General features: G+C 49.2%; 18 protein-coding genes. 11 read left to right on the top strand and 7 right to left on the bottom strand.

Annotated elements, in window-relative coordinates; all coding sequences use genetic code 11:
• Positions 1–23 precede the first annotated feature (23 nt).
• Complete coding sequence (locus N6L25_RS04400) at positions 24–1,100, top strand: glycosyltransferase (RefSeq protein ID WP_271978265.1); 1,077 nt, start codon at positions 24–26, stop codon at positions 1,098–1,100.
• Here N6L25_RS04400 and N6L25_RS04395 read toward each other — a convergent pair.
• The 7 genes from N6L25_RS04395 to N6L25_RS04365 all read right to left on the bottom strand — a co-directional run bounded on the left by N6L25_RS04395 (position 1,075) and on the right by N6L25_RS04365 (position 9,809).
• The gene (locus N6L25_RS04395) at positions 1,075–2,289 is read right to left on the bottom strand and encodes a polysaccharide biosynthesis C-terminal domain-containing protein (protein WP_271978263.1); all 1,215 of its coding nucleotides are present in this window, start codon (positions 2,287–2,289) and stop codon (positions 1,075–1,077) included. The genes N6L25_RS04400 and N6L25_RS04395 overlap by 26 nt on opposite strands.
• A 28-nt stretch (positions 2,290–2,317) precedes the next feature.
• A complete protein-coding gene (locus N6L25_RS04390) occupies positions 2,318–3,442 on the bottom strand; it encodes a glycosyltransferase (protein ID WP_271978261.1) in 1,125 nt (374 codons plus the stop codon).
• A complete protein-coding gene (gene asnB / locus N6L25_RS04385; protein ID WP_442915202.1) occupies positions 3,423–5,228 on the bottom strand; it encodes an asparagine synthase (glutamine-hydrolyzing) in 1,806 nt (601 codons plus the stop codon). Before asnB ends, N6L25_RS04390 begins: the two co-directional genes overlap by 20 nt.
• 64 nt (positions 5,229–5,292) lie before the next feature.
• The gene (locus N6L25_RS04380) at positions 5,293–6,453 is read right to left on the bottom strand and encodes a glycosyltransferase family 4 protein (RefSeq protein ID WP_271978257.1); all 1,161 of its coding nucleotides are present in this window, start codon (positions 6,451–6,453) and stop codon (positions 5,293–5,295) included.
• Entirely contained in the window at positions 6,440–7,324 is an 885-nt protein-coding gene (locus N6L25_RS04375) for a glycosyltransferase family 2 protein (protein WP_271978255.1), read from the bottom strand. The genes N6L25_RS04380 and N6L25_RS04375 overlap by 14 nt, the downstream gene beginning before the upstream one ends.
• Before the next feature lie 29 nt (positions 7,325–7,353).
• A complete protein-coding gene (locus N6L25_RS04370) occupies positions 7,354–9,306 on the bottom strand; it encodes a hypothetical protein (protein WP_271978253.1) in 1,953 nt (650 codons plus the stop codon).
• Positions 9,307–9,386: 80 nt separating this feature from the next.
• Positions 9,387–9,809, bottom strand: a complete 423-nt coding sequence (locus N6L25_RS04365; RefSeq protein WP_271978251.1) for a pilin — start codon at positions 9,807–9,809, stop codon at positions 9,387–9,389.
• 340 nt (positions 9,810–10,149) lie between these two features.
• Here N6L25_RS04365 and pilB point away from each other — a divergent pair, with 340 nt between their 5' ends.
• From pilB to N6L25_RS04315, 10 genes are all read left to right on the top strand, one after another.
• Entirely contained in the window at positions 10,150–11,865 is a 1,716-nt protein-coding gene (gene pilB / locus N6L25_RS04360) for a type IV-A pilus assembly ATPase PilB (protein ID WP_271978249.1), read from the top strand.
• Positions 11,866–11,867: 2 nt separating this feature from the next.
• The gene (locus tag N6L25_RS04355; protein WP_271978247.1) at positions 11,868–13,088 is read left to right on the top strand and encodes a type II secretion system F family protein; all 1,221 of its coding nucleotides are present in this window, start codon (positions 11,868–11,870) and stop codon (positions 13,086–13,088) included.
• 111 nt (positions 13,089–13,199) lie between these two features.
• On the top strand, positions 13,200–14,075 hold the full coding sequence (locus N6L25_RS04350; protein ID WP_271978245.1) for a prepilin peptidase: 876 nt from the start codon (positions 13,200–13,202) through the stop codon (positions 14,073–14,075).
• A 90-nt stretch (positions 14,076–14,165) separates the two neighbouring features.
• Positions 14,166–14,768 carry a dephospho-CoA kinase gene (gene coaE / locus N6L25_RS04345; protein WP_271978243.1) on the top strand — a complete coding sequence of 201 codons (603 nt, stop codon included), beginning with the start codon at positions 14,166–14,168 and terminating at the stop codon, positions 14,766–14,768.
• 28 nt (positions 14,769–14,796) lie between these two features.
• Positions 14,797–15,831 (top strand): hypothetical protein, encoded by a 1,035-nt coding sequence (locus tag N6L25_RS04340; protein ID WP_334312379.1) that lies wholly within the window; start codon positions 14,797–14,799, stop codon positions 15,829–15,831.
• Positions 15,828–16,625, top strand: coding sequence for a tRNA (N6-threonylcarbamoyladenosine(37)-N6)-methyltransferase TrmO (gene tsaA, locus N6L25_RS04335; protein ID WP_271978241.1), 798 nt, complete (start codon positions 15,828–15,830; stop codon positions 16,623–16,625). Before N6L25_RS04340 ends, tsaA begins: the two co-directional genes overlap by 4 nt.
• 89 nt (positions 16,626–16,714) lie before the next feature.
• Positions 16,715–19,033: a response regulator gene (locus N6L25_RS04330; protein ID WP_271978316.1), complete on the top strand. Its 2,319-nt coding sequence runs from the start codon at positions 16,715–16,717 to the stop codon at positions 19,031–19,033.
• 74 nt (positions 19,034–19,107) lie between these two features.
• Complete coding sequence (gene yacG / locus N6L25_RS04325) at positions 19,108–19,299, top strand: DNA gyrase inhibitor YacG (protein WP_271978239.1); 192 nt, start codon at positions 19,108–19,110, stop codon at positions 19,297–19,299.
• A gap of 280 nt (positions 19,300–19,579) precedes the next feature.
• A complete protein-coding gene (locus N6L25_RS04320; RefSeq protein WP_271978237.1) occupies positions 19,580–20,137 on the top strand; it encodes a YfaZ family outer membrane protein in 558 nt (185 codons plus the stop codon).
• A gap of 130 nt (positions 20,138–20,267) precedes the next feature.
• Positions 20,268–22,406 carry a hypothetical protein gene (locus N6L25_RS04315; protein WP_271978234.1) on the top strand — a complete coding sequence of 713 codons (2,139 nt, stop codon included), beginning with the start codon at positions 20,268–20,270 and terminating at the stop codon, positions 22,404–22,406.
• The last annotated feature ends 28 nt before the right edge of the window (positions 22,407–22,434 follow it).

Genomic DNA, 22,434 nt, shown 5'->3' with positions numbered 1-22,434 from the left:
TTCAAAGCCGCCTATTTAAGACTATGAATACAAAAAAGAAAAATATTTGGATCTTACTACCAAACCTTGGGACCGGTGGAGCCGAAATATTCTTAACATCAATCTCCAAAGAAATTGGCAGTACTTTCAATGTCGAGTTTTTCATAAACTCCGAGCAAATAGATATAAACACATCAAGCCTTCACATCAATACCCACAAATCAAGCTTGATTTTTATATTGAATCTATTAAAGAGGGCGAGGAAAGAGAAGCCGGATTTTTTGTTAAGCTCAATCATAGACATGAATTTGTTAACTTTGTCGCTAAAATTAGCCCTCCCCAAGGGAACAAAACTAATCATTAGAGAAGCACTATGTCACCAGTCCGCCTGTGAGGTTAGCCGATTTCCGAAAGCATATCAATCACTGGCAAAATGGTTATATCCTAAGGCAGATGGGATTCTTTGCCTTAGTGAAGAACTGAGAAACAGCCTACAGCTAGCAATCCCGAGCCTAAACAAAAAAAATAATCTGTTTATTCTTAACAACGGCGTTCAAAAGAACAGAATTAGTAACTTCCCCCTGCCTCTACCCCTAAAGAATACTGTAGTTGCTGTCGGAAGGCTAGAGCACCAAAAAGGGTTCGATGTCTTAATAAGCGCATTTTCTGAATTCAGATTGAAGCACCCTGATTTTAAGCTCAATATTATAGGCACGGGAACAAAAAAAGATGAACTTCAAAATCAAATAAAAAAACTAAATGAGGAAGAAAATATAAAGCTTTTAGGGAATATAGATAACCCCATAGCGCAAATTAGAAAATCCTCTTTTTTGGTAATTAGCTCGCGCTACGAGGGACTATCAAATGTAATGCTAGAAGCACTCACAAATGGCGTCCCCGTTCTTTCGACATCTGAAAAAACAAGCGCGAAAGAGATAATAAATGAGTCCAATGGCTTTGTCGTTCAAGCTTGCAGTAAGAAGGACCTTCTGTTTGGACTTGAAAAAATCAGCCAAAATGCAGCGAGCTTTTCCAGAATAAAAATAGCTTCAGAAGCTCGCGTCCGTTACGACATACGGGTGGCAGCCAACCGGCTTAAGTTAATTCTCGATAGACTTTAGAAAAGTAATACAATAAAAATATGAAGGTCAATGAGTAGGTAACCAATGTTGCGATGAGTATACCGTGAATCCCCATGATTTTAGATAAAATCAGCGACATTGAAATGTTACTTACAACTGAAATGCAGGCACCAATTAAAACCAACTGCCCTTTTTTAACAGCAAGTAACATCCTCACTAAGACCATACCCAAAAACATAGATGGGGCCGAAAAAATAAATATAACGAAAAGCCACAACTGATCAGATCCTATTGCGATCGAAAAGTAAGGTCTAAAATGCTCTTGATAAGCCGACAATGAAAAAACAAAAAATAGACAAAGAAAAGACCACAAAGTCGAAAACAATAAAATTTTTAGCAAGAATATATCATATCGCCAATTTTCATTTTTAAATATACGGACAGTGACATTAAGACTAATAACTTGAAGAAGACCAACCGTAGGCAGCATTAAAAAAACTGATCCCACTCTATCTATAACTTCAAACTTTGACAACTCTCCTGGCGAAAGGAGCGAAGCAATTAATCTATCCACTAATGGATTCAAGCCAGATATAGAAGAGCTTACCATCATAATTATAACTGCCATCAAGGCTTCATAACCGTGTGAGGTAGTATAAGAAACCATCTTTTGTCTATTAACACAGGCTCTCAACAAAAAATAACGCGTCAAATCAGCGATCGCAGTAAACAATAAAAACAGAAGAATTCCTAAGACCGCCTCATCTATAGCAATTATTGGAATAACTGAAATCCACCGAAAAGACCAAGATACTCCAGGTAACAAAAAATTTCCACAGCTATAAAAGTGGGCCACATAAAGACTACTACATATACCACAATATACTATTACGAATGCTGATACTATGAGCAGCATTGAGCTTAGCTCCGACTCATAGCTTGTTGTTAAGACCACAACTATCGATAGAACAGAAATAATTCCCGAAAATATCTTCCAATCACGTTCCGTGTAGCTAGATTTTCTCTTTAATAATTCCGGAACAAATACGTCTGTCGCAGAGTTAGCTAGAGTGCCACCAAAAAAAAATGCAACAGCCATAGTCAGGAACAAATCATCGGTTAAATTAGATACGCCATATCTATACACAACGATTAGCGGCACAACAATGTTAGCCGAACGTCCGATGAGCTGAGCGATGGTTGAAACTATACCCTGTCTAACAATCAATTAATCACCCTACTTCAGCGTACTAAACTTAAAAAATAGCTTCTAAATAGGCATCTATAACCTTCGAGGATTCAAACTCACTTGTATTTCTTTTAATTCTTCTGACTGACTCACTTAACACCTTATTCAGCGCTCTAGAAATTTCATCAATATCACCAACCGGGACTATATGAGTCTGTTCCTGCCCTTTAAGCAGTTCCTGCGGCCCACCTCCACAATCAGTACTGATTATAGCTGGCACATCGAGCGCCACAGCCTCAGCCAGCACATTCACAAACCCCTCACTTTTTGACGTTAAAACAAAAGCGTCTGCAGTTTTAAACCAAGGATAAGGATTGTCCTGGTACCCGAGCCAACAAATCTTATTTGCTACACCAAGCCTGTCGGCAAGGGATTTTAGACTAAAATTTAATTGCCCATCACCTATTATCGTTAACCCAAAATTTTTATTAGACTCTAGTTTAGAAAAAGCTATTAAAAGATCTTCATAGGATTTCTCCGCAACTAACCTACCAACTGTCAAAAAATTGAAATCGAATCTTGACTTCGGGGTAAATTCTTTAGCTTTATCTTTTAATTGAAGAATATCGATCGGGTTATTTATAACAAGAATCTTTGATTTACAACCAAAACTCTCAACCAATTCTTCCTTCACTGTTTCGGATACAGCAAGTATAACCTTAGCGCGTGAATAGCAATATTTAACTACAAATGAATGCAGTCTTTTTCCATACCAATACTTTGGAAAAAAAAGACTGGCCTCTCTTACAATTAAACCAGATTTTTTAAATGATAAAAAATCGGCAAATAATGCGGCTATTGATGCCCCTCTAACTGACGAAATAAAAACTTCTCTTTTACTTCGTAAATTGAATCTAAAAGCCAAGTAACAAACTGAAATAAATGCATTTAGGAATAAAGGGAAATGTTTGCTCCCGCCAATACTTCGCACCCTGACTCCTGACAGTACTGGCAACTTAATGGATGGCACGATCAACAAAATCTCGGTATGAATTCCTCTAGCTTGGAACTCTTCCGATAGCTTTACGCAAACCTTCTCAGCTCCACCGATATCTAAGCTAGGCAATATAAAACTTACCTTCCTTGGGTCAAAATAATCTTTTCTATGATCGTTAATTTTGTAGGAATCCACACTCTTTCCGCCACAGTAAGTAGACATAAATTAACCAGAGCCTGTAGCCGAAGTCCCTTTTTCCTGTTCGGTGGTCATCTAGCATACTCTTTGCAACTTTGGTATCTATAACAATTGAAGACGCGCCTTCAAGGAGCTTTTGCAAGCTGCCGCCTAATTCTGCTCTAAACCAACTTGAAATCGGCACAGCAAATCCCTGTTTACGCCTAGCCCATACTTCTGACGGCAGCTGATTATAGAATGTTGTTCTGAGTATTTTCTTATCCGACCTCCAACCATGAACCCAATCTATAGGTAGCGATAAAGCAAGTTCGACCACCTTTCTATCCATAAATGGTGCACGCACTTCCAGAGAATGCTGCATCGATGATCTATCAACTTTCGCGTGTATATCTTGAGGTAGATAGACAAAAGTGTCAGACAGCATCATGTTTTTTATATCTGATAAGAGATCGCTCTCCCCCCAAGGCCTATCAAATTTATGTCCTTTCATTTCCAAGCCGGGAAAAAGTGCGCTGAACGTCTGCCTAGAAAAAAAGCAGGGGGCAACATAAGGTTCCTCCGATTCCCTCCTGTCTACAACATTCATAAACAAGTGCAACTTCTTAAGGACGCTGCGGCTATGGTGACTTTCTGGTTCAGGAAGGCGTAAAACTAGTGATCGGAGTTGCTTCCTCATCCAAACTGGGGCCAAAAGATAAAAGTTAAGAATTTTTCGAGCTCGATACCTTTGATATCCACCAAACAGTTCATCGGCACCGTCTCCAGACAGTGCAACCTTAACTTTTTGACTCGCAAGATAGCTAACCATTGAAGTTGGAATTATTGAGGAATCGTGAAACGGCTGCCCAACACGCCGGGTCATAATTCCAAGAAAGCGATCATAATTTAATTCATCGATTATGGAACAATGATTAGTAATACCTAGAAACTCGGAAACGTTTTTAGCGAATTGGCTTTCGTCATGTGATGACTCGGAAAAACCAATTGTAAAGGAGTTTAATCTATCACCATACGCTTCTTTAGCTAAAGCGGTCACTAAAGATGAGTCGATACCTCCTGATAAAAAGGTTCCGACTTCCACATCGGCTATAAGTCTTTTGCCAACAGCTTCACGCAATACGTGCTCTAACTCGTCTTGTGCCTGCGAGTACGTTCCTGCGTATGGCGTAATGTTAGGATACCAGTAGCGTACGATCCTTAAATCAGTATTTGGACGCCATTTTAAATAGCAGGCCGGAGGGAGTTCATGAATCCCTTTATAAAAAGTGAAACCTGGAAGAGCATAGCCATATCTAAAGTAATCTGCCGTTGTATCAAAATCCTCTATCCATTTTTTTCCAGACAGTAAATTTAACGCTGGTAGTTCTGACGCACAGCAAAACTGATCATGGTCCGCCGAGTAGTATAAAGGTTTTTTTCCTAACCTATCTCGGCTGAGGAACAATTCATTATCTTGTGAATCCCATAAAGCAAAAGCCCACATCCCTTCAATTGACTCAAGAAACTTCTCTCCTTGGAGGATGAGGCCGGCTAATAAAACTTCTGTGTCTCCGGTGGTGGCAAATTCCCAGCTGTGTTTAAGACTTGCCTTCAATTCCCTGTAATTATATATCTCACCGTTAAAAGATAATAAATACCGTCCACAAGGAGAGCGCATTGGTTGAGGACTACCATTAAGGTCAACGATGGATAGCCGAACGTGCCCCAAGGCCACATCATCAATGATTTCTACTCCATTGCTGTCTGGACCGCGTTCATACATTGATGAAATTGCACAGGCCATTCTACTACCCAGGTAGTCTCGATTAGACTCTTTCTTATATATGAATGCAATTCCGCACATTATTCTAATCTACCTGCAGCTCATCTATCAGCATGGAATATTGTTTCGCACAATCGTTCCAACTGAGAAAAGTTTTTTTGGCAAAGGCTTGTGCATCACTAGCTATTCGCTGAAAGGTCATCGGATTCTGCCAAACGAACATCAGTTTTTCAGCTAATTCTTCGCCATCGCTTGGATTAAATATCAATCCCGTCTTATTGTTCTCTACTAATTGTCTATTTCCTGCGATGTTAGAAACTATAGGCAAACAGCCACTATACATAGCCTCGACGATCGCGTTCGAGCGCCCTTCGTGAAAGCTAGAGTTTATATATACATTAGAACTATTAAAATGATAAGCCACCAAATTTGGTGGAACCCTACCTAAAAAATCACATTCCGAAAAAGATGCTTCCTTAGCTTTAAGTTTCAACTCAGCTAACATCTCGCCTTCGCCAATAACCTTTAGGGCAAAAGGAATACCTTTCCGCTTTAAAATATAAAGCGCATCGAGAACAGTTGCGAGATTCTTATTTTTAGTTGCATTGCCGACAAAGATTATTTTTAATTTATTAGAAACCTTCCTAGGGGGCTGAGAAAATTCTATCGCATCAACCCCATTAATAATTAACCGGTTTTTTTTATTATTAGACTGAGCCCTATTAAAAAAATCATTACTCACGAAAACCACCCTATCGCTTAGCTTCATAGCAAAATGAAGAGATAGCTTTGACAGGAAAAACGTTGAGTTAACATCACTGCCCCGGAGAATTGTAATTACTGGTAACCTTCTAAATTTACCAGCAACGCCCGCAACTATTCCTGACAATGACCAGTTTGCAATTATGACCTTAGCGTCCTTTGAGTATTTTATGGAGTATAAGATCATTGAAACGACCAAAAGTGGCAAAAATAATACGAATGCTAGATTTTCCGAAATTGCTGAGGGAATACCACCTGGACCATGAATTCTTCTTTGAAGCTTTTCTGGAAGGTACCTAAAGCTTTTTACGTGATAATTCAATTTAAATTCAGATTCACGCCCAGTAAACGGATGCAATACTGTAAGTTTTTCTGTTCTAATTAAAGATAGCTCGTCAACCAACCGCTTTACAAATATACCTTTCGAATCAGTATTTGAGTTTGGAAATGAGGTAGTTACAACAAGTATTTTATTCTTTCTCATCGTCATATCTTAACTTTTTCTCTGGTCTCATCTGGTAAATTAACGTAGTAATTTGCTCAGAAACCAGCCCAACCAACAATACGATTACACCAACACTAAAAAACAGTGCACTCATATTAGTAAATTGTCCACCATTAACATATGTGTACAAATATCGAAAAAAACCAAGTAGTAAAAAAGATAGTGATATGGGAGCAAAAATCTTTAATGGCGAATAAAGCGTACCTATCTTAAAAATAACCAAGAAAAATTTCGCACCATCTTTAATCGGCCTTATGTGGCTTTTTCCAACTCGTTTTGAAACATTAACATTCACATACTTTATAGAATATCCGGCCCTGAAAAATGCCATGGTTGAAGTAGTCGGATAGGAAAATCCGTTAGGCAATAGATATAAGAACTCCTTAAACTTATCTGCCCTAACCACCCTGAAACCTGAAGTCAAGTCGTTAACTTTATGGCCGGACATATAAGTAGCAAGTTTGCAATACAAATAATTAGCTACCGCCCTGCCGATACCTGCTTGCGAACTGAAGCTCCTCGATCCAACTACCATGTCATAATTTTCATTTAGCTGGCCTAGAAGATACTTAATATCTTCTGGATCATGTTGACCATCCCCATCCATAAAAACTATAACGTCACCGCTTGCAACTCGTGTCCCAGCCTTAATCGCTGCGCCATTTCCTTTGGAGTACGCATGAAAAACTTCAATTACATTATTAACTTTGCAGATCGAAGAAGTGTCGTCAGTAGATCCATCGTTGACGACAATTACCTCAGCATCGTGATAAACTTCTTTAAGCCTAGGTAGCAGCTTTTTTAGGGACTCTGCTTCATTCTTTGCAGGCAATACGATCGACAACTTCATACTATCAATACCTATAGAAAAAGTTATATTTACCTAGACGAGGACCAATAGGCTTCATATGCCTTTAACTCCATTCTAGTATTTCGAATGATCGGCAACTCTGAATCGCTGCTAACAAAATGTGTGCGATGATTGGCTTCAAGTTCAGATTGGACCTTCCATGCTTCTTCCATTAATCCAGCTGAGGCCAACCACGATGCCTTTTTTGCCAAATACAATAGATTGTTCTCATAGCTATACGCTTTATCAATGGACTCTATTGTTTGAGACAAGTCTCTTTTAGCCTCATAGAGCATAGATCGATAATAATAAAACAGTGAAATAAGAGAGTCCCTTGAGTGAAAACGCTCATTTAATGCTAAGCCATCGAATACCAGCTCAATGTCGTCAAGATTGATTGTTTCGCAGCTGCCGTCTCTAGCCAATTCGATCAAATATTCCAGCCTAATATAGCTCGCGTTCTCGAAAACCGACGTCTTAGCAATAGTTGATATACCATCTATTAATTCACTATCTCTTGGTAACTCCATAAAACAGGAAACAAGCAACCTAGTTAGCTTTAGGGACAAATCATTTGGAATGTTAGTTGATGCCCTAACACTATACTCAAGGCTCGCCTCTAAATCTCCCTCGGAAAAAGCATAACTTATATACTCAGCTTGAGATCGTGATGATGTAGGGTTCTCATCGGCCCACACCTTTGCCAAATAACCGCTATCGCCCCACAATGAAGCTCGCTGATATGTCAGCAATACTTCCAATGAGATAACTGAAAACAATAGCATCATTATTATAATGGCACGATTTCGAACAAGATCAATAGACCGCCTAGCAAGCTCAACAATGGCCAATATAAGCCCAAGCATTGGAAGATAATTTCTATGCTCAAAATACAACTCTAGTGAAATATGAATAACCTCAAGCGAGTGGGCTATGTAAAAGAAGAATATTCCGAAGGCATAAACAGGAAAACGTTTAGCCAAGAAAACAGCACTACCAATCAATAAGACGTGAATTCCTAGAGCAAAAATTGACTTAGCAGAGGCCAAAAAATCGCTAACGATTGGATAATCGTCATAATAAAGCCCCCAGCCCCGTGGAGAGGGACTTGCTATTTGCTTTATGTAATCAAAAACAACTCCAATTTGAGTGATCGTACGCTCACTTGCAGTATAACCCCGGTAAGTAGCTGTAGCTTCAAGATTTCCAGCCACATAATAAACAAAATAACACAAAAACATTGCCACCGGAGCAAATAAGAAAATCGACTTCCAAACAGATCTATAAGGAATCCCGTCAGCTATACCTTTCGGCAAAAAATACATCAAAAGCCAAGCCAAAGGAAAAATCAAAAAAGCATTCTCTTTGAATAGAATCCCAATTACAGAGAACAATGCCAGCAGTAACCCTGCACACCAACCGTAAATACAGGCAGGTAATTCACGAGCTAAATCATTTTCCCTCTTTGATATACTTAGGAAGCTAACAAACAAATAAAGTCCAACAAGTACAGACAAAGCGCTTAGTTGCGCCATTCTTTGGATGGCATACAACACTGTAGATACATTCAAGGGATGCAACAAGAAAATTGCAACAACTACTAACGAAACATAATTGGCGGATACCCGGCTAAAATCTAGTAAAACCAAAAGCTTTCTTACGAAGAGAAAGCCAATTAGCCCAACTAACAGGTGGAGCATTAAATTGGTAAATTTAACTCGAAAAACATCCAATGGCCAATATTGGTCATTTATGACGAACGAAAGAAGACTTAGTGGTCTGCCTGGAAATCCAGGTGCCTCCAGAATAAAACGCTCCAAGGCCTCGACGTTATCAATCCCTCCGTAATTATTAATTGGCTCCAAATTGCTCCTATCATCAAATAAATAAGGACCTTCTAGGCCTGGCCAATAAACAAAGACAGCCATAATCAAAACGGACAGGAGAAGAAGGGAAATAGTGATTTGATGCCTAGAGGTCAACGAAAATACTCCACGAGAAAAACCCTGCTAGACTGACGCCTGGCAGGGTTGTCTTTCTATGCTAAATTAAACTCTATCAATTAACGGCAATTTGATGGCCGATACTTAGACTGGACAGAACCTGCACATGCCCATGAAATTCCACCACCGGTTACTGTTGGGGTCAAAGTTATGTTAGAGCCAGTAATCGCGGTATCGTTATTATAATCAATGGTAATCACACCATTGGCACCTACAGCTACACCTGCGACATTGTTACCAGTGATGCTCCCCGACGGAGACAACGCGTAACTGGCATTGGTCGCTCCAGCCCAGCGCCCCATACTCAGGCGTGTTTCAGCGACAGCTGTCTTAGCGCCAGCAGCCAACGACAAGCCCTCGGAAACTTTAGTCCGAACCGTATAATCCTGATAGGCAGGAATAGCAACGGCCGCAAGAATACCGATGATAGCAACGACAATCATCAGTTCGATCAAAGTAAAACCCTGTTGAACTTTTTTCATTTCTTATCTCTCCGCTTTTGGATCAGCACCGCCCCTCAGGGAGCGACCTGACCAGACTGTAGCATCGAACATGCCAATTGCAAGAAAATGTTAAAAACACCTTATCGTTCAGTGCACTAGTCAACATTACAGATCTTACAGGGTTAAATTTACTTAGGACTCACTCTCACTCAAGGTCAGAAATTGACAATTTTTGTCACCCGCCATGTCAAGTCTGGTCAAACTGAGGATCCAAAGCCCGACCTCCAGGTTTAGCTTTTCAAATTAGTGCCACCCAACTACACTCAGTGTTGCGCAATAAACTGCGTTTCAGCAACTTAGAATGTAGTCTTCAATTACTATGGCTAATAAATCTTCCAGCGTTACGCTTACCGGTCTTGCTCGCCGATTCGTCGATGACGACTTACTTACCGAAGAAGCAGCCAAGGATGCCTTCATTCAGGCATCACACAACAGAACACCCTTGATCTCTTACCTCGTACAGAACAATTTGGCTGACAGCAAAGGGCTAGCTTACTCAGCGGCAATGGAGTTTGGCGTCTCGGTTCTCGACCTGAGCGCCTTCCTGCCAGAAATGATGCCGGAAAACCTGGTCGACGAAAAGCTGATCCGCAAGCACAATACCCTCCCACTTTATAAACGTGGCAACCGACTGTTCATTGCCGTCTCCGACCCCACAAACATTCAGGCACTGGACGAGATCAAGTTCAATACCGGTCTCAGCACCGAAGCCGTGCTGGTGGATGACGCCGTACTCCGGGTTGCGATAGAGCGATATTTCGAGGCCGCCGACACCACCATGGGCGACCTGGAAGATGCCGATCTGGAGGGCGTAGAAACTGAAGGCGGAGAGGCAGATGACGACAGCGCGGTATCAGCATCGGACATTGACGACGCCCCAATCGTCAAATACGTCAATAAGATGCTGTTGGATGCCATTCGCGGCGGCGCCTCTGATGTTCACTTTGAGCCTTATGAGAAGACCTATCGGGTCCGTTATCGAACAGATGGTATTTTGAAGGAAATCTCCAAGCCTTCGATCAAGCTGGCGCCCAAGATCGCCGCACGGGTAAAGATCATGGCCCAATTGGATATCTCCGAGAGACGCATCCCTCAGGATGGTCGTATCAAAATGAAGCTGTCCAAAACCAAGGCCATCGATTTCCGGGTCAACACCCTCCCCACGCTATGGGGCGAAAAGATCGTATTGCGGATTCTGGACCCAAGCCAGGCCAAGCTGGGCATCGATGTTTTGGGTTATGAAGCAGAACAGAAGCAGCTTTATCTGGATGCCCTTGAGCAACCTCAGGGCATGATTCTGGTAACGGGCCCAACCGGCTCAGGTAAAACCGTATCCTTGTATACCGGACTCAATATCCTCAACACCTCTGAACGAAACATCTCTACTGCAGAAGATCCTGCCGAAATAAACCTCGAAGGGATAAACCAGGTTAACGTGAACAACAAGGTGGGCCTGGGTTTTGCGGAAGCTCTACGGGCCTTCCTCCGCCAGGACCCGGATATCATCATGGTCGGTGAGATCCGGGATCTCGAAACGGCCAATATTGCCATCAAAGCCGCACAAACCGGGCACTTGGTGCTATCGACTCTGCACACCAACAGCGCGGCGGAAACGTTGACCCGAATGATGAACATGGGCGTCCCAGCGTTCAATATCGCCACGTCCGTCAGCTTAATTATTGCGCAACGACTCGGGCGCAGGCTCTGTGGCTCCTGTAAACAACCAGCCGAGATTCCAAGAGAAACCCTTTTGGCCGAAGGGTTCACAGAGGAACAAATTGATACAGGCTTTACGTTGTACCGCCCCAAGGGCTGTGATAAATGCAATGGAGGCTACAAAGGACGCGTCGGCATTTACGAGGTGGTTTCAATCACGAACAGGCTAGCCAACATGATTATGGAAGAGGCCAGCTCCATAAAAATTGCAGAACAAGCACAGGCCGAGGGCTTCACAAATCTTCGGCAGTCTGCCCTTAAAAAAGTGATTCAGGGTGTGACTAGTCTTGAAGAGGCGAACCGGGTTACGAAGGATTAAGCATGGCTGAAAAAGCAGAACAACTCCAAGTCTTTGTCTGGGAGGGCAAGGATAAAAAGGGCAACAAAACCAAGGGCGAAGTGTCAGGCTCTAATCTTGCCGTGGTGAAGGCTCAACTCCGTAAACAAGGCATCCTACCCAGCAAAGTTCGCAAGAAGCCCAAGCCACTCTTTGGTGGCAGCAAGAAAATCACCCCATTCGACATTGCCATGTTCACTCGGCAGATGGCGACAATGATGAAAGCTGGCGTTCCCCTTGTCCAAAGCTTCGACATTGTCACTGACGGCCTGGAAAACCAAGGCTTAAAAGAGCTTATCTCAGCGGTACGTAATGACGTGGCGTCAGGTACCAGTTTTGCCAATGCCCTTCGTCGACATCCCAGGCATTTCGATGACCTTTATTGCAACTTGGTTGACTCTGGCGAAAAGGCCGGGGCCCTTGAGCAGCTGTTGGACCGGATCGCTACATACCTGGAAAAGACCGAGATACTTAAGAAAAAAGTTAAAAAAGCCATGACTTACCCAATCGCGGTCATCGTAGTCGCGATAGTCGTTACAGCCATTCTTCTCGTGAAGGTAGTACCTCAGTTCGAAAACCTCTTCCAAGGCTTCGGCGCCGAGTTACCTGTATTTACGCAATTTATTATCAATATCTCAGAGTGGATGCAAAAATGGTGGTTTATCACCGTACTCGCCATGCTAGGTATTATATTTTCCTTCAAGGAAGGCAAGCAGCGATCAAAAAGGTTTTCTGATTTAATTGATAAATACGTATTAAAACTTCCAATTGTTGGAGAGATCCTCGACAAATCAGCAGTAGCAAAATTCGGACGTGTACTTTCTACAACCTTTGCGTCGGGTGTTCCATTAGTTGAAGCCTTGGACTCAGTAGCCGGTGCAACAGGTAATGCGGTTTATCGCGATGCAGTTACCTCAATCAAAGATCAGGTTTCTAGCGGAACCCAGCTTCAAGCTGCGATGCGACAATCCGATGTATTTCCTGTTATGGCTGTTCAACTAACAGCGATTGGGGAGGAGTCAGGCAATCTAGATTCCATGCTAGAGAAAGTTGCGGATCACTATGAATCAGTCGTCGATGACATGGTGGACAATCTTACCGCACTCATGGAGCCAATGATCATGGCAGTTCTCGGCGTGTTAGTTGGCGGGCTAATTATTGGTATGTATCTCCCCATATTCCAGATGGGCCAGGTAGTCGGGTAATCACCATCTGGCCAACCTTCCAATTTGTCTACCGTCGCCATAACTACAAAAGATTCAAGGAGAACCTAACAGTTCTCCTTTTGCATATTCTCACAATCAAGCAACGAACCCATGAATCTAATTGAACAGCTTCTATCAGCTCCCTGGATACTATTCGCAGGAGTTGTCTCCATATCCCTCTGCATCGGCAGCTTCCTAAACGTCGTCATCCTCCGCCTGCCCAAGATGATGGAGCAGGACTGGCGCTGCCAGTGCGAGGACTTTCTGGAGGTGCCTGAAAAGCAACGCACGCCGGCGCAGAAAATCACTTTGTCATCCCCCAACAGCACCTGCCCTTCCTGCGGTCATGAGATCAAGGCCTGGGAGAATATTCCGGTGGTCAGCTACCTGGCCCTGCGGGGTAAGTGCTCAGCGTGTAAAACGGCCATTTCGCCACGCTACCCCATAGTTGAAGCCCTGACGGCTCTGGTCTCTGTGTTGACGATCTGGCTGCTGGGCCCTACCGTGGCGACGCTGTGGGCATTGCTGCTGATCTGGGCGCTGATCGCATTGACAGGCATTGACCTGGATACCCAGCTGTTGCCAGACAGCATCACCTATCCCCTGCTCTGGCTCGGGCTGATTCTGAATTACCACGGCGTACTCACGGACTTCAACAGTGCCTTCTGGGGGGCCATTGCCGGCTATCTGTCGCTGTGGTCCGTGTACTGGTTGTTTAAACTGGTCACTGGCAAGGAGGGCATGGGCCATGGCGACTTCAAGCTGCTGGCTGCGCTGGGGGCCTGGTTGGGTTGGCAAATGCTGCCGGTGGTGATTCTGCTGTCCTCCGTGGTGGGGGCGGTCGTTGGCATTGGTTTGATTGTTTTCCGGCAGCATGGACGGGAGGTCCCGATTCCCTTCGGCCCCTATCTCGCAGGGGCTGGGTTGCTCGCGCTGTGGTTTGGTGAGCAGTTGCAAGCCTGGTGGCTGGGTTATCTTGGCGTGTAGCGTTGTAGCACGGTGCAAGTGGGCACGGGTGATGCGCATCGCTTTGCTCAGCGCATCCTACGGGATTTGGCTTAAGGACGTACGTAGAATATGACACAGATCGTAGGTCTGACCGGTGGTATTGGCAGTGGCAAGTCCACCGTGGCCAAGCTGTTTGGCGAGCTGGGCGTGCATTGGGTGGACGCCGATGACGTTGCCCGCCAGGTGGTGGAGCCGGGACAGCCGGCCTTGGCGTCGATTCGGGAACACTTTGGTGCGGAGATTCTCACGAGTGAGGGCAGTCTGGATCGGGCCGCCCTGCGGGCCATCGTGTTCAAGGATCCGGCGCAACGGCAATGGCTGGAACAACTGCTGCACCCACTGATTCGCCAGGAGCTGATCCGCCAGCTCGCCCCGGAGAACTACCCCTTACCCTACGCCTTGCTGGTCTCGCCGCTGTTACTGGAAACCGATCAACACAAGTTGGCACGTCAGGTGGTGGTGGTGGATGTGCCCGTCGAAACCCAGATCGAACGCACCATGTCTCGGGACAGTAATGACCAGACTCAGGTTGAGCGCATCATCGCCGCTCAGATGCCCCGGGAAGAACGACTTAAAAAGGCCAGCGAAGTGATCGATAATAGCGTCTCATTGGCCGACGTTCAGCGTCGGGTTGAGTCGCTGCACAATCGGTTCCTGGTGGCATTTGCTTAAACATCACTTGAAATCCTGGACTCTGCTCTTGCTGAGTGCGGTGCCCCTGGCCAGCTGGGCGGACTCCATTGTTTCGGTCCGCGAGCCCGATATTTCCGAGACGCTCTCCGTGGATGCCTTGCCACTGGAGTTCTACCAGTTCGATCCCGACGAATACTGGCTGGAGCCGGAAGACTCCTACTGGCTGCAATTCTCCAACTGGGTGCTTGGCAGCCAGCGCAGTCGGTCTCGCCTGGTACAGAGTTTTGGTGAATGGGCGGACCGAACCCTGTCGGGAAGCGACAGCGTGCTACCGGATAACGCCAGCTACGTCCGTATTGGCTTCGCGACAAAATCTGAGTATGGCGACCCCCTCCAACTCGAGCCGGAAGGGCGATTCCGGTTGGACATTCCCACGGTGGAAGAAAAGCTCCGTCTCGTCATCGAGAGCGAAAGCGATGAGCTGATTCCGCTGGAAGAACGACGCCGTACCCGTCAGCTCACCGATGACCAGCGTAGCGAAACCGACGCCACTGGCGCCCTGCGCTTTCTGTCCGAGGTTGGCGATGCCATCAACCTAAGCAATGATGTCGGTATCCGCCTACGCATTCCCCCTGACGCTTTCTGGCGGGCGACGGCGCGCAAGCGCTGGCAATTGGACGAAGACTGGACACTTCTGGCCGACCAACGCTTCTTCTACTTTCACCAGACCGGCTGGGGTGAGCGATCGCGGGTCAGCTTTGGCCGGGAGGTCGGTAAGGGCTGGAGATTGTTGGTGGCATCGGAACTGGAGTGGGTGCACCGGGAGCGCGAATTCATGATGTCCCAGACCGCCAATGGCTTCAAGGAGCTGAACAACCGGGCCACCGTTAACCCCCGGATCGGTATCTTGGGTGAAAGTCAGCCCAATTGGCGCACCACCAGCTACTTTGCCGATGTCACCTACCGTTATCGGCTGTATCATAGTTGGCTTTTTGGCGAACTGATTCCTGCCATCGAGTTCCCCAGGGATGCCAGTTTCAAGGATCGCACCTCTTTGATTGTTCGAATTGAAATGTACTTCTCCGGAAATCTCGAGCGATGAGTCGACACCGTTCCAAACCTGCCACCGACGCGCTGACCCTGACCCCGATTGCCCTCACCCGGTCCTGTTTTCGGGACAAGTTCGGCGTGCCCCGACAACCTGGACTCACCCGGCATGCGTGGGCAGATCTGGTCATCCAGCCTCCATTTGATCGGGAGGATGCCTTTCGTGGATTGGAATCCTGCAGCCACCTCTGGCTAACGTTTCAGTTCCATGAGGCAGTTCGGGAAGAGTGGCGTCCCGTGGTGCGTCCGCCACGGCTGGGCGGCAACAAGAAGATGGGGGTGTTTGCCAGCCGCTCACCGTTCCGCCCCAATAGCCTGGGACTGTCGGTGGTCCACAATGAAGGTCTGCGCCGGCAGGGCAACCAACTGATCTTGCGTATCCGCGATCACGACCTGATCGACGGCACCCCCATCCTGGACATCAAGCCCTACCTACCTTTTGCCGACGCCATTCCAGACGCGAGCCTGGGCTGGGCCGACACGCCCCCCACCGAGCGATTGCCAGTAAGGTTCAGCGATGAGGCGGAGCAGCAGCTGACTGGGCTGGATCCGGAGCGCTACCCGGACTTTCGGGCGCTGATCGAGGATGTCGTCAGCTACGATCCTCGCCCCTCGTTCCGTCGCGGCCGCGATGAGGACCGCATTTACGGGGCTCATCTGTATGACCTCAATGTGCGGTTTCGTTTCATAGCCTCGGCATCAGCGCCCACCGTATCGCCCCCGGCGCCTTGCCCAGAACCCCCTGTATCTTTGCCCGTGAATAGTGTCGAGGTGCTAAGTGTCTGTTAAACTTCCGCTCAGGAAATAGACAGGCATTATTCAGGAACTCGACGAGTCAGGGAACGCGTGCTTTGCCATTAACCAACTTGCTGAAGAAAATGGGCGTGCGCCCGCTGGCAGCACGATTGCTCATTTACGTCCTACTGTTCAGTGTGGTGGTTTCCATTCTCGCGACCGGTCTGCAAATGATCGGAGAACTGGACAGCCGTACCGACGAATTAAAAACCTCCCAGAAGAAAGCAGCCGACCTGATTTCCGGCACGCTCAGCAACAACCTCTGGCTACTGAACTACAGTGAGGTGGCCAACACCATTGATGCCATCCTCAACCTACCGGATATCGCCCATGCCGAAGTACGGGTTCCGGAGGGTGATGCCTTTGTCGCCGGTATCTATCCCGAGGGCCGGGTGATCAGCCAGACCTTTCCACTGATCTACAAGCGCCCCCAGCTCAATGAACCCGTTTCGCTGGGCACGTTGACCCTGACCTCGTCGGTGGAAGTGGCCTACCAGCAGCTCATGGACCGGGTGGTTCTGACCCTACTGTTTCAGTCATTTGTCGTCATGCTAGGCACCCTGGGCCTACTGGTGATCGTTCGCTTCACCTTGTCCCGACACCTGGAAGCCATGTCCCGCTATGCCGCCCGCCTCAATCTCGATGCCCTGATCGAACCGCTGAAACTGAAACGCCGGGCGCTCAAACATCCCGATGAACTCAGCGAAATGGAGCAGGCGCTCAATACCATGCGTCTGCAGTTACTGGAAGACACCCGCAGCCTGCGCCAAACCACCATTCAGTCCCAGGGCGAGCGCGACGAAGCGGTCAAGGCAAACCACGCCAAGAACCAGTTTCTGGCCAATGTCAGCCACGAACTGCGCATTCCGCTACAGTCGGTGCTGGGATATGCCAGCCTGCTGTCGGATACTCAGCTGGACCAGGAACAACGAGAATACGTTCTGACCCTGCAAAACGCCTCGGAAAACCTGTCTGCCATCATCAATGACCTGCTGGACATCTCCGCCATCGAGGCCGGCAAGCTGGTTCTGGAGACCATCCCCTTTGACCTCCGGGAAACCCTTAACGACCTGGTGCATATGTTGGGCAATCGCGCCAGGGAGAAGGGGCTGGCACTGGAGCAACGGGTGGATGAGAACTTGCCCTTCGGCCTGGAAGGCGACCCGGTACGGATTCGCCAGATCCTGCTCAACCTGACCTCCAACGCCATTAAATTCACCGATTCCGGGCACGTATTGATCAGCATTGAGGTGCTCGGCCGCCAGGACGATCGCGTCCGCATTCGGCTGGCCGTGGAAGACACCGGCGTCGGCATCAACCCGGAAGATCTGCCGCTGGTTTACGAGCCTTACGTCCAGCTCGGCCAACGATTTCAGCGTCAATCCCCCGGTGCCGGTTTGGGCTTGGCCATCTGTCGGCAATTGGTGACCCTGATGGACGGCACCCTGGACGTGGAAAGCCAACCCGGCGAAGGCAGTACCTTCTGGGTAGAGCTGGCGTTGCCGGTCGCGCCGGACGGCGCTGCCAGGATTCGCCCCGATACCCGAATGCTGCAGGGCAAGCGCATTCTGGTGGTGGATTCCTATGAGCTGTCTCGCAAAATCACCCTGGAAATGCTGTCACGCTATGACCTCGGTATTGAGGCCGTGAAGTCCGCCGGCGAAGCATTAACCTCACTGCGCCAGGCCGCGGATGGCCACCAACCCTTCGACGCCGTGGTACTCGATGGCTTCGTCCCGGACATGGACAGCGATCTGCTGTGCCGGCAGGTTCGCGGCAACCCCGATTGGGCCCGTACCCGGCTGCTGATCCTGTCCTCCAACCCCCAGCGGGGGGATGCGGAACACTTCCGTCAGGCCGGCGCCGATGCGTTCCTCAGCAAGTCCCTGCGGGAGTCTTGCCTGAGCCCCATCCTGCACCAGCTGTTTCTCGACGCCAGCGCGGACGAGCGCCAGTTCCTGACCCGTTTTTCCCTGCAGTCCGGTGCCCCGACCACCCAGCGCCAGCATTTGCCGGGCGGCCGCATGCGGGTGCTGCTGGTAGAGGATAACCCGGTCAATCGCACGCTCACCCGGCGCTTGCTGGAGAAGTTGGGCTGTGATGTGATGACCGCCAACGATGGCGAAGCCGCCGCCAGCCTGTGGATGTGGCACCCCTTCGACATCATCTTTATGGATTGCGTGATGCCCAAGGTCGACGGTTTTGAAGCCACTCGCCGGCTGAGGGAATGGGAACGGCATGAACACCGCGCGCCCATTCCGGTAGTTGCGCTCACCGCCAGCGCCATGGAGAAAGACGAAGAGCGCTGCCGTCAGGCAGGAATGAATTCCTTTGTGGCCAAACCGGTCAATATAGAAATGCTGCGCGCCGTCCTGGAACAGTATTGTAAGGTCGTTTCGTGAATGCAGGTGGTTTCTTGAATGCAGGTGGTTTCTTGAATGAAAGGTGGTTTTCTGAATGCAAGGTGGTTTTCTGAATGATTGTTGATTGCCCCAACTGTAAAAAAGCCGTGGAATGGGATACTTCGAACCCGTTTCGACCGTTCTGTAGCGAGCGCTGCAAACTCATTGACCTGGGCGCCTGGGCCAATGAGGATTATCGCGTGCCCGCAGAGAATGTGTCGCCCGATGACCTGGACCAAGGCGACCTCGATTCAACCCAACATTGAGCGAGGATCCCGCACGATCGAGGGCCAGGCTCCAAATCCCGTAGGATGCCGGTGAGCAACGCGAACCGCACCGGTCATACCCTTGGATTCAGGCGCGATTGATGCGGTTCGGCTATGCCTCACCAGCATCCTACGAGCATGCACACAATAGGTATCGTGTTCGTCTTACCCCATTGTAAGTTGAGTGCTCCGGACCCTCCCGCTACCATGGCGTCAAAATCATTGCCCAGCGCTGGCAAGTATTCAATTCAACGAGTTAAATCAAACCAAAGGTGCCCGCATGAAGTATTGCCGTATTCCGCTTGTTGCTCTGTCCCTGCTGACAGCCCCTGTGATGGCTGCCGACGTCGACCTCAGCCTGACGGACGACTCCGTCAAGGGCCAGGTCAACCTGTTCGATGGCAACTCCGAATTGCAACTGGGCCTGGGCCATACTTACCACGAAGGTAGCCGAAACATCACCAATCTGGACTTCCATGCCCAGGGCCGCACCGCCATCGGCAACCTGCCCACCACCGCCGGGCTGGGCGTACGAGGCATTTATTGGGACGACAGTCCCTTTGACGGCGGCGCCCTCGGCATCGGCGGCTACGCCACCCTGAACATTCCGAATGTGCCTGGTCTTTCCTTCACCGGCTCCGCCCATTTTGCACCGGACATTCTGTCCTTCGGCGATTCCGAGGATCTCACCAGCATTGAACTGCGCGGCAGCTACCGGGTTATTCGCAACGCGGAAGTGTTTGCGGGGTATCGCTACCTGAATACCGACCTGGAAGACTTCCGTACAGACGTCAACCTGGACGAGGGCGTCATGGCTGGCCTCAAGATCTACTTCTAAACCTGCCGTCCGGTGGCGGCCCAGGGCCCGCCACCGGCGACATTCCGCTGTTATTTCGTGTCCTGACTCACTGTTTCCAACCAACCCGCCTGTTACACTGAGATTCCACTTCTTCGATGGAATCTACGGCATGTGGTTGCAACGCCCCGCTCTGTTCACACTCATCGCCCTGTCTGTGCAGCTGACGGCCTGTGGCGGCGGTAGTGACGACTCCCTTGAGGAAGCGGCTGGCAAACCCAACACCTTCCCACCCGCCACCAATGCCCTGGATGATTTTCAGTCCGGCACCACGGGCGATTCCAACAACAGTTCCGGCCTTGCCGCCAATGAGGTCCGGGTCAGCCTTGAGGTACCGGCAGCCATCGCGCCGGACGGCGAGGAGACCCGCCGCAACCTGCGCCTCGTGACGCCGGATCGAATTGACGTGTACCGTTCAAATCATACCCTGGCCAGGCTGGCGTCGGTGGACGTTGACCTTCGCTCCGAAGGCAACGGTCGCCACGTCATTACCTTCAGCGATGGCCAACCTCTGGGCCCGGACGTGATCATCGAGGCGTCTTTCGGCAACACGGTGTTCCGCTCACTGGCCGCGGACGAAGACCGGGATATCAAGGTCAATCCATTTTCCGAGTTCCTGATCAGGGACGTACTGAGCACCTACAGCGCAGCCGAGTTCGACCAGGTGATGAGCTGTGTGAACAGTGGCGAAGACAACCTCTGTCTCAACAAATATGTCTGGTCTACCCTGGCCGACCAGGTCCACGATTTCGAGATCGAGATCCCCTCCAATCTGGACGGTGCCGGCACCCTTGCCCTCCTCGGCGAACGCAGAGACTTCGTCAGTTACACCGCGGACATGGCGAGCTTCGCCCTGCTGGACAGCGCCTCCGCCGGCACGATTTCCGCTTCGTCGGTGGATTTCAACAGCGTGTTGCTGGGCATTGAGCTCGGGCAAAGTTTTCTCGAGCCCAACCTCGGCGCCCCCGGTCAATGGGGCGTCCGCATCGCCCAGGAAGAACTGCTGCAAGACGAGAATGGCAGTGCCCACGTCTACCCTGCGCTTACCCTGACGTCTTTCAACGTGTTCGACATCAATGTCACCTCGGTCACCGGCGATATTCCCTACCGCCGGGAAACACTGGTTCAGACGGCCGGCAACGACTTCCTCTCCCGTGGCAACGAGACCTGGGACCTCAACACCCACGCCACCGCCCCGGGTGCGGCGACCCTGCAAGACGCCGTGCGCCTGGTGACTGGCCGAGCGTTCTATCAGAGCATCACCGGCCAGGACAGCTCCCGGGTGATCGGCTGGACCCGCAATCCGTTCTTCCTCGATGCCTTCGTCGCAGACGGCGACACCACTCCAAGCCAGGTTCTCGCGGGTTATTTCAGTGCCGGTAAGGCCATCGAGCTGGAGCGCCAGGGAGACCAACTGAAACGGTTGCAAACCCTGGACGACCACTATCTGTCAGCCATTGAACTCAACCTGGCCAGAGCGGAAGACTTCAGTCTCGATACCCTCGATGGCAAGACCTACAACGTAATGACCCTGGGACTGGAACTGAATCAAAACCTAGCCTCGCCGTTCGTCGCCGAGTCCGCCATCGGTACCTGGACGGTGAACGGTTCCAGCATCAGCCGCAACCTGACAACCCAGGTCCTGAGCCGGGACGGCAGTGGCACGGTTGCCTCCCAGGTGGGCGCCCGTGTGGGCGGGCACAGCCTGACCCTGCGGGAAGCCCAGTTGAGTAGCGGGCCCCAACAAATCGGCCGTCTCAATCTGGATAGCGATGGCATTGGTGCCAGCACACCCGACGGCAACCTGCTGGCGTTCAACCTGGACGATTCGGAAATCGGCGATGGCCTGGTGGTGGCAGGCCAGCAGTTTCCAGGCCTGGCCCCGACCAGCGGAAGCTACCGCGTGCAGGGTGTGGCCCTGGGACTGGCCGCGAACAGCAACCTGCTCAGCCATTACCAGGACGCCACCCTGACCCTAACCTCGTCCACCACCGCCACGCTGGCTACCGCCGGCCTGACGGTGGAACACACGGTGGCGTCTTCGAAGGTAAGTACGCCCACCGCCATGGCCAGCGCCGACATCGCCCTCAGTTACGCGGATCTGGGCAATGGACAGATCAGTTTCACCGACGGCGTTCAAGTGCTTACGGGATTTGTTACGGCCGATCACCAATCCCTGTTCCTGCGATTGGTCAATAACAGCGGCGCCCGCCAGGAGTTGGGATTGTTACTGGCAACCCGCCTGCCCTAGCCAGCGCAAACTGCCCAATACCGGCAAA

Source organism: Marinobacter sp. SS21, assembly GCF_028369065.1.
Lineage (GTDB): Bacteria > Pseudomonadota > Gammaproteobacteria > Pseudomonadales > Oleiphilaceae > Marinobacter.
Note: the sequence above shows the minus strand (reverse complement) of the source record. Positions and strands in the feature narration are given on the sequence as shown.

Bases quoted from the DNA above. Each gene is read 5' to 3' on its own strand.
- N6L25_RS04400 (WP_271978265.1), top strand. From the start codon at position 24: ATGAATACAAAAAAGAAAAATATTTGGATCTTACTACCAAACCTTGGG.
- asnB (WP_442915202.1), bottom strand. From the start codon at position 5,228: ATGGCCTGTGCAATTTCATCAATGTATGAACGCGGTCCAGACAGCAAT.
- N6L25_RS04380 (WP_271978257.1), bottom strand. From the start codon at position 6,453: ATGAGAAAGAATAAAATACTTGTTGTAACTACCTCATTTCCAAACTCA.
- N6L25_RS04375 (WP_271978255.1), bottom strand. From the start codon at position 7,324: ATGAAGTTGTCGATCGTATTGCCTGCAAAGAATGAAGCAGAGTCCCTA.
- N6L25_RS04365 (WP_271978251.1), bottom strand. From the start codon at position 9,809: ATGAAAAAAGTTCAACAGGGTTTTACTTTGATCGAACTGATGATTGTC.
- pilB (WP_271978249.1), top strand. From the start codon at position 10,150: ATGGCTAATAAATCTTCCAGCGTTACGCTTACCGGTCTTGCTCGCCGA.
- N6L25_RS04355 (WP_271978247.1), top strand. From the start codon at position 11,868: ATGGCTGAAAAAGCAGAACAACTCCAAGTCTTTGTCTGGGAGGGCAAG.
- N6L25_RS04350 (WP_271978245.1), top strand. From the start codon at position 13,200: ATGAATCTAATTGAACAGCTTCTATCAGCTCCCTGGATACTATTCGCA.
- coaE (WP_271978243.1), top strand. From the start codon at position 14,166: ATGACACAGATCGTAGGTCTGACCGGTGGTATTGGCAGTGGCAAGTCC.
- tsaA (WP_271978241.1), top strand. From the start codon at position 15,828: ATGAGTCGACACCGTTCCAAACCTGCCACCGACGCGCTGACCCTGACC.
- N6L25_RS04330 (WP_271978316.1), top strand. From the start codon at position 16,715: ATGGGCGTGCGCCCGCTGGCAGCACGATTGCTCATTTACGTCCTACTG.
- yacG (WP_271978239.1), top strand. From the start codon at position 19,108: ATGATTGTTGATTGCCCCAACTGTAAAAAAGCCGTGGAATGGGATACT.
- N6L25_RS04320 (WP_271978237.1), top strand. From the start codon at position 19,580: ATGAAGTATTGCCGTATTCCGCTTGTTGCTCTGTCCCTGCTGACAGCC.
- N6L25_RS04315 (WP_271978234.1), top strand. From the start codon at position 20,268: ATGTGGTTGCAACGCCCCGCTCTGTTCACACTCATCGCCCTGTCTGTG.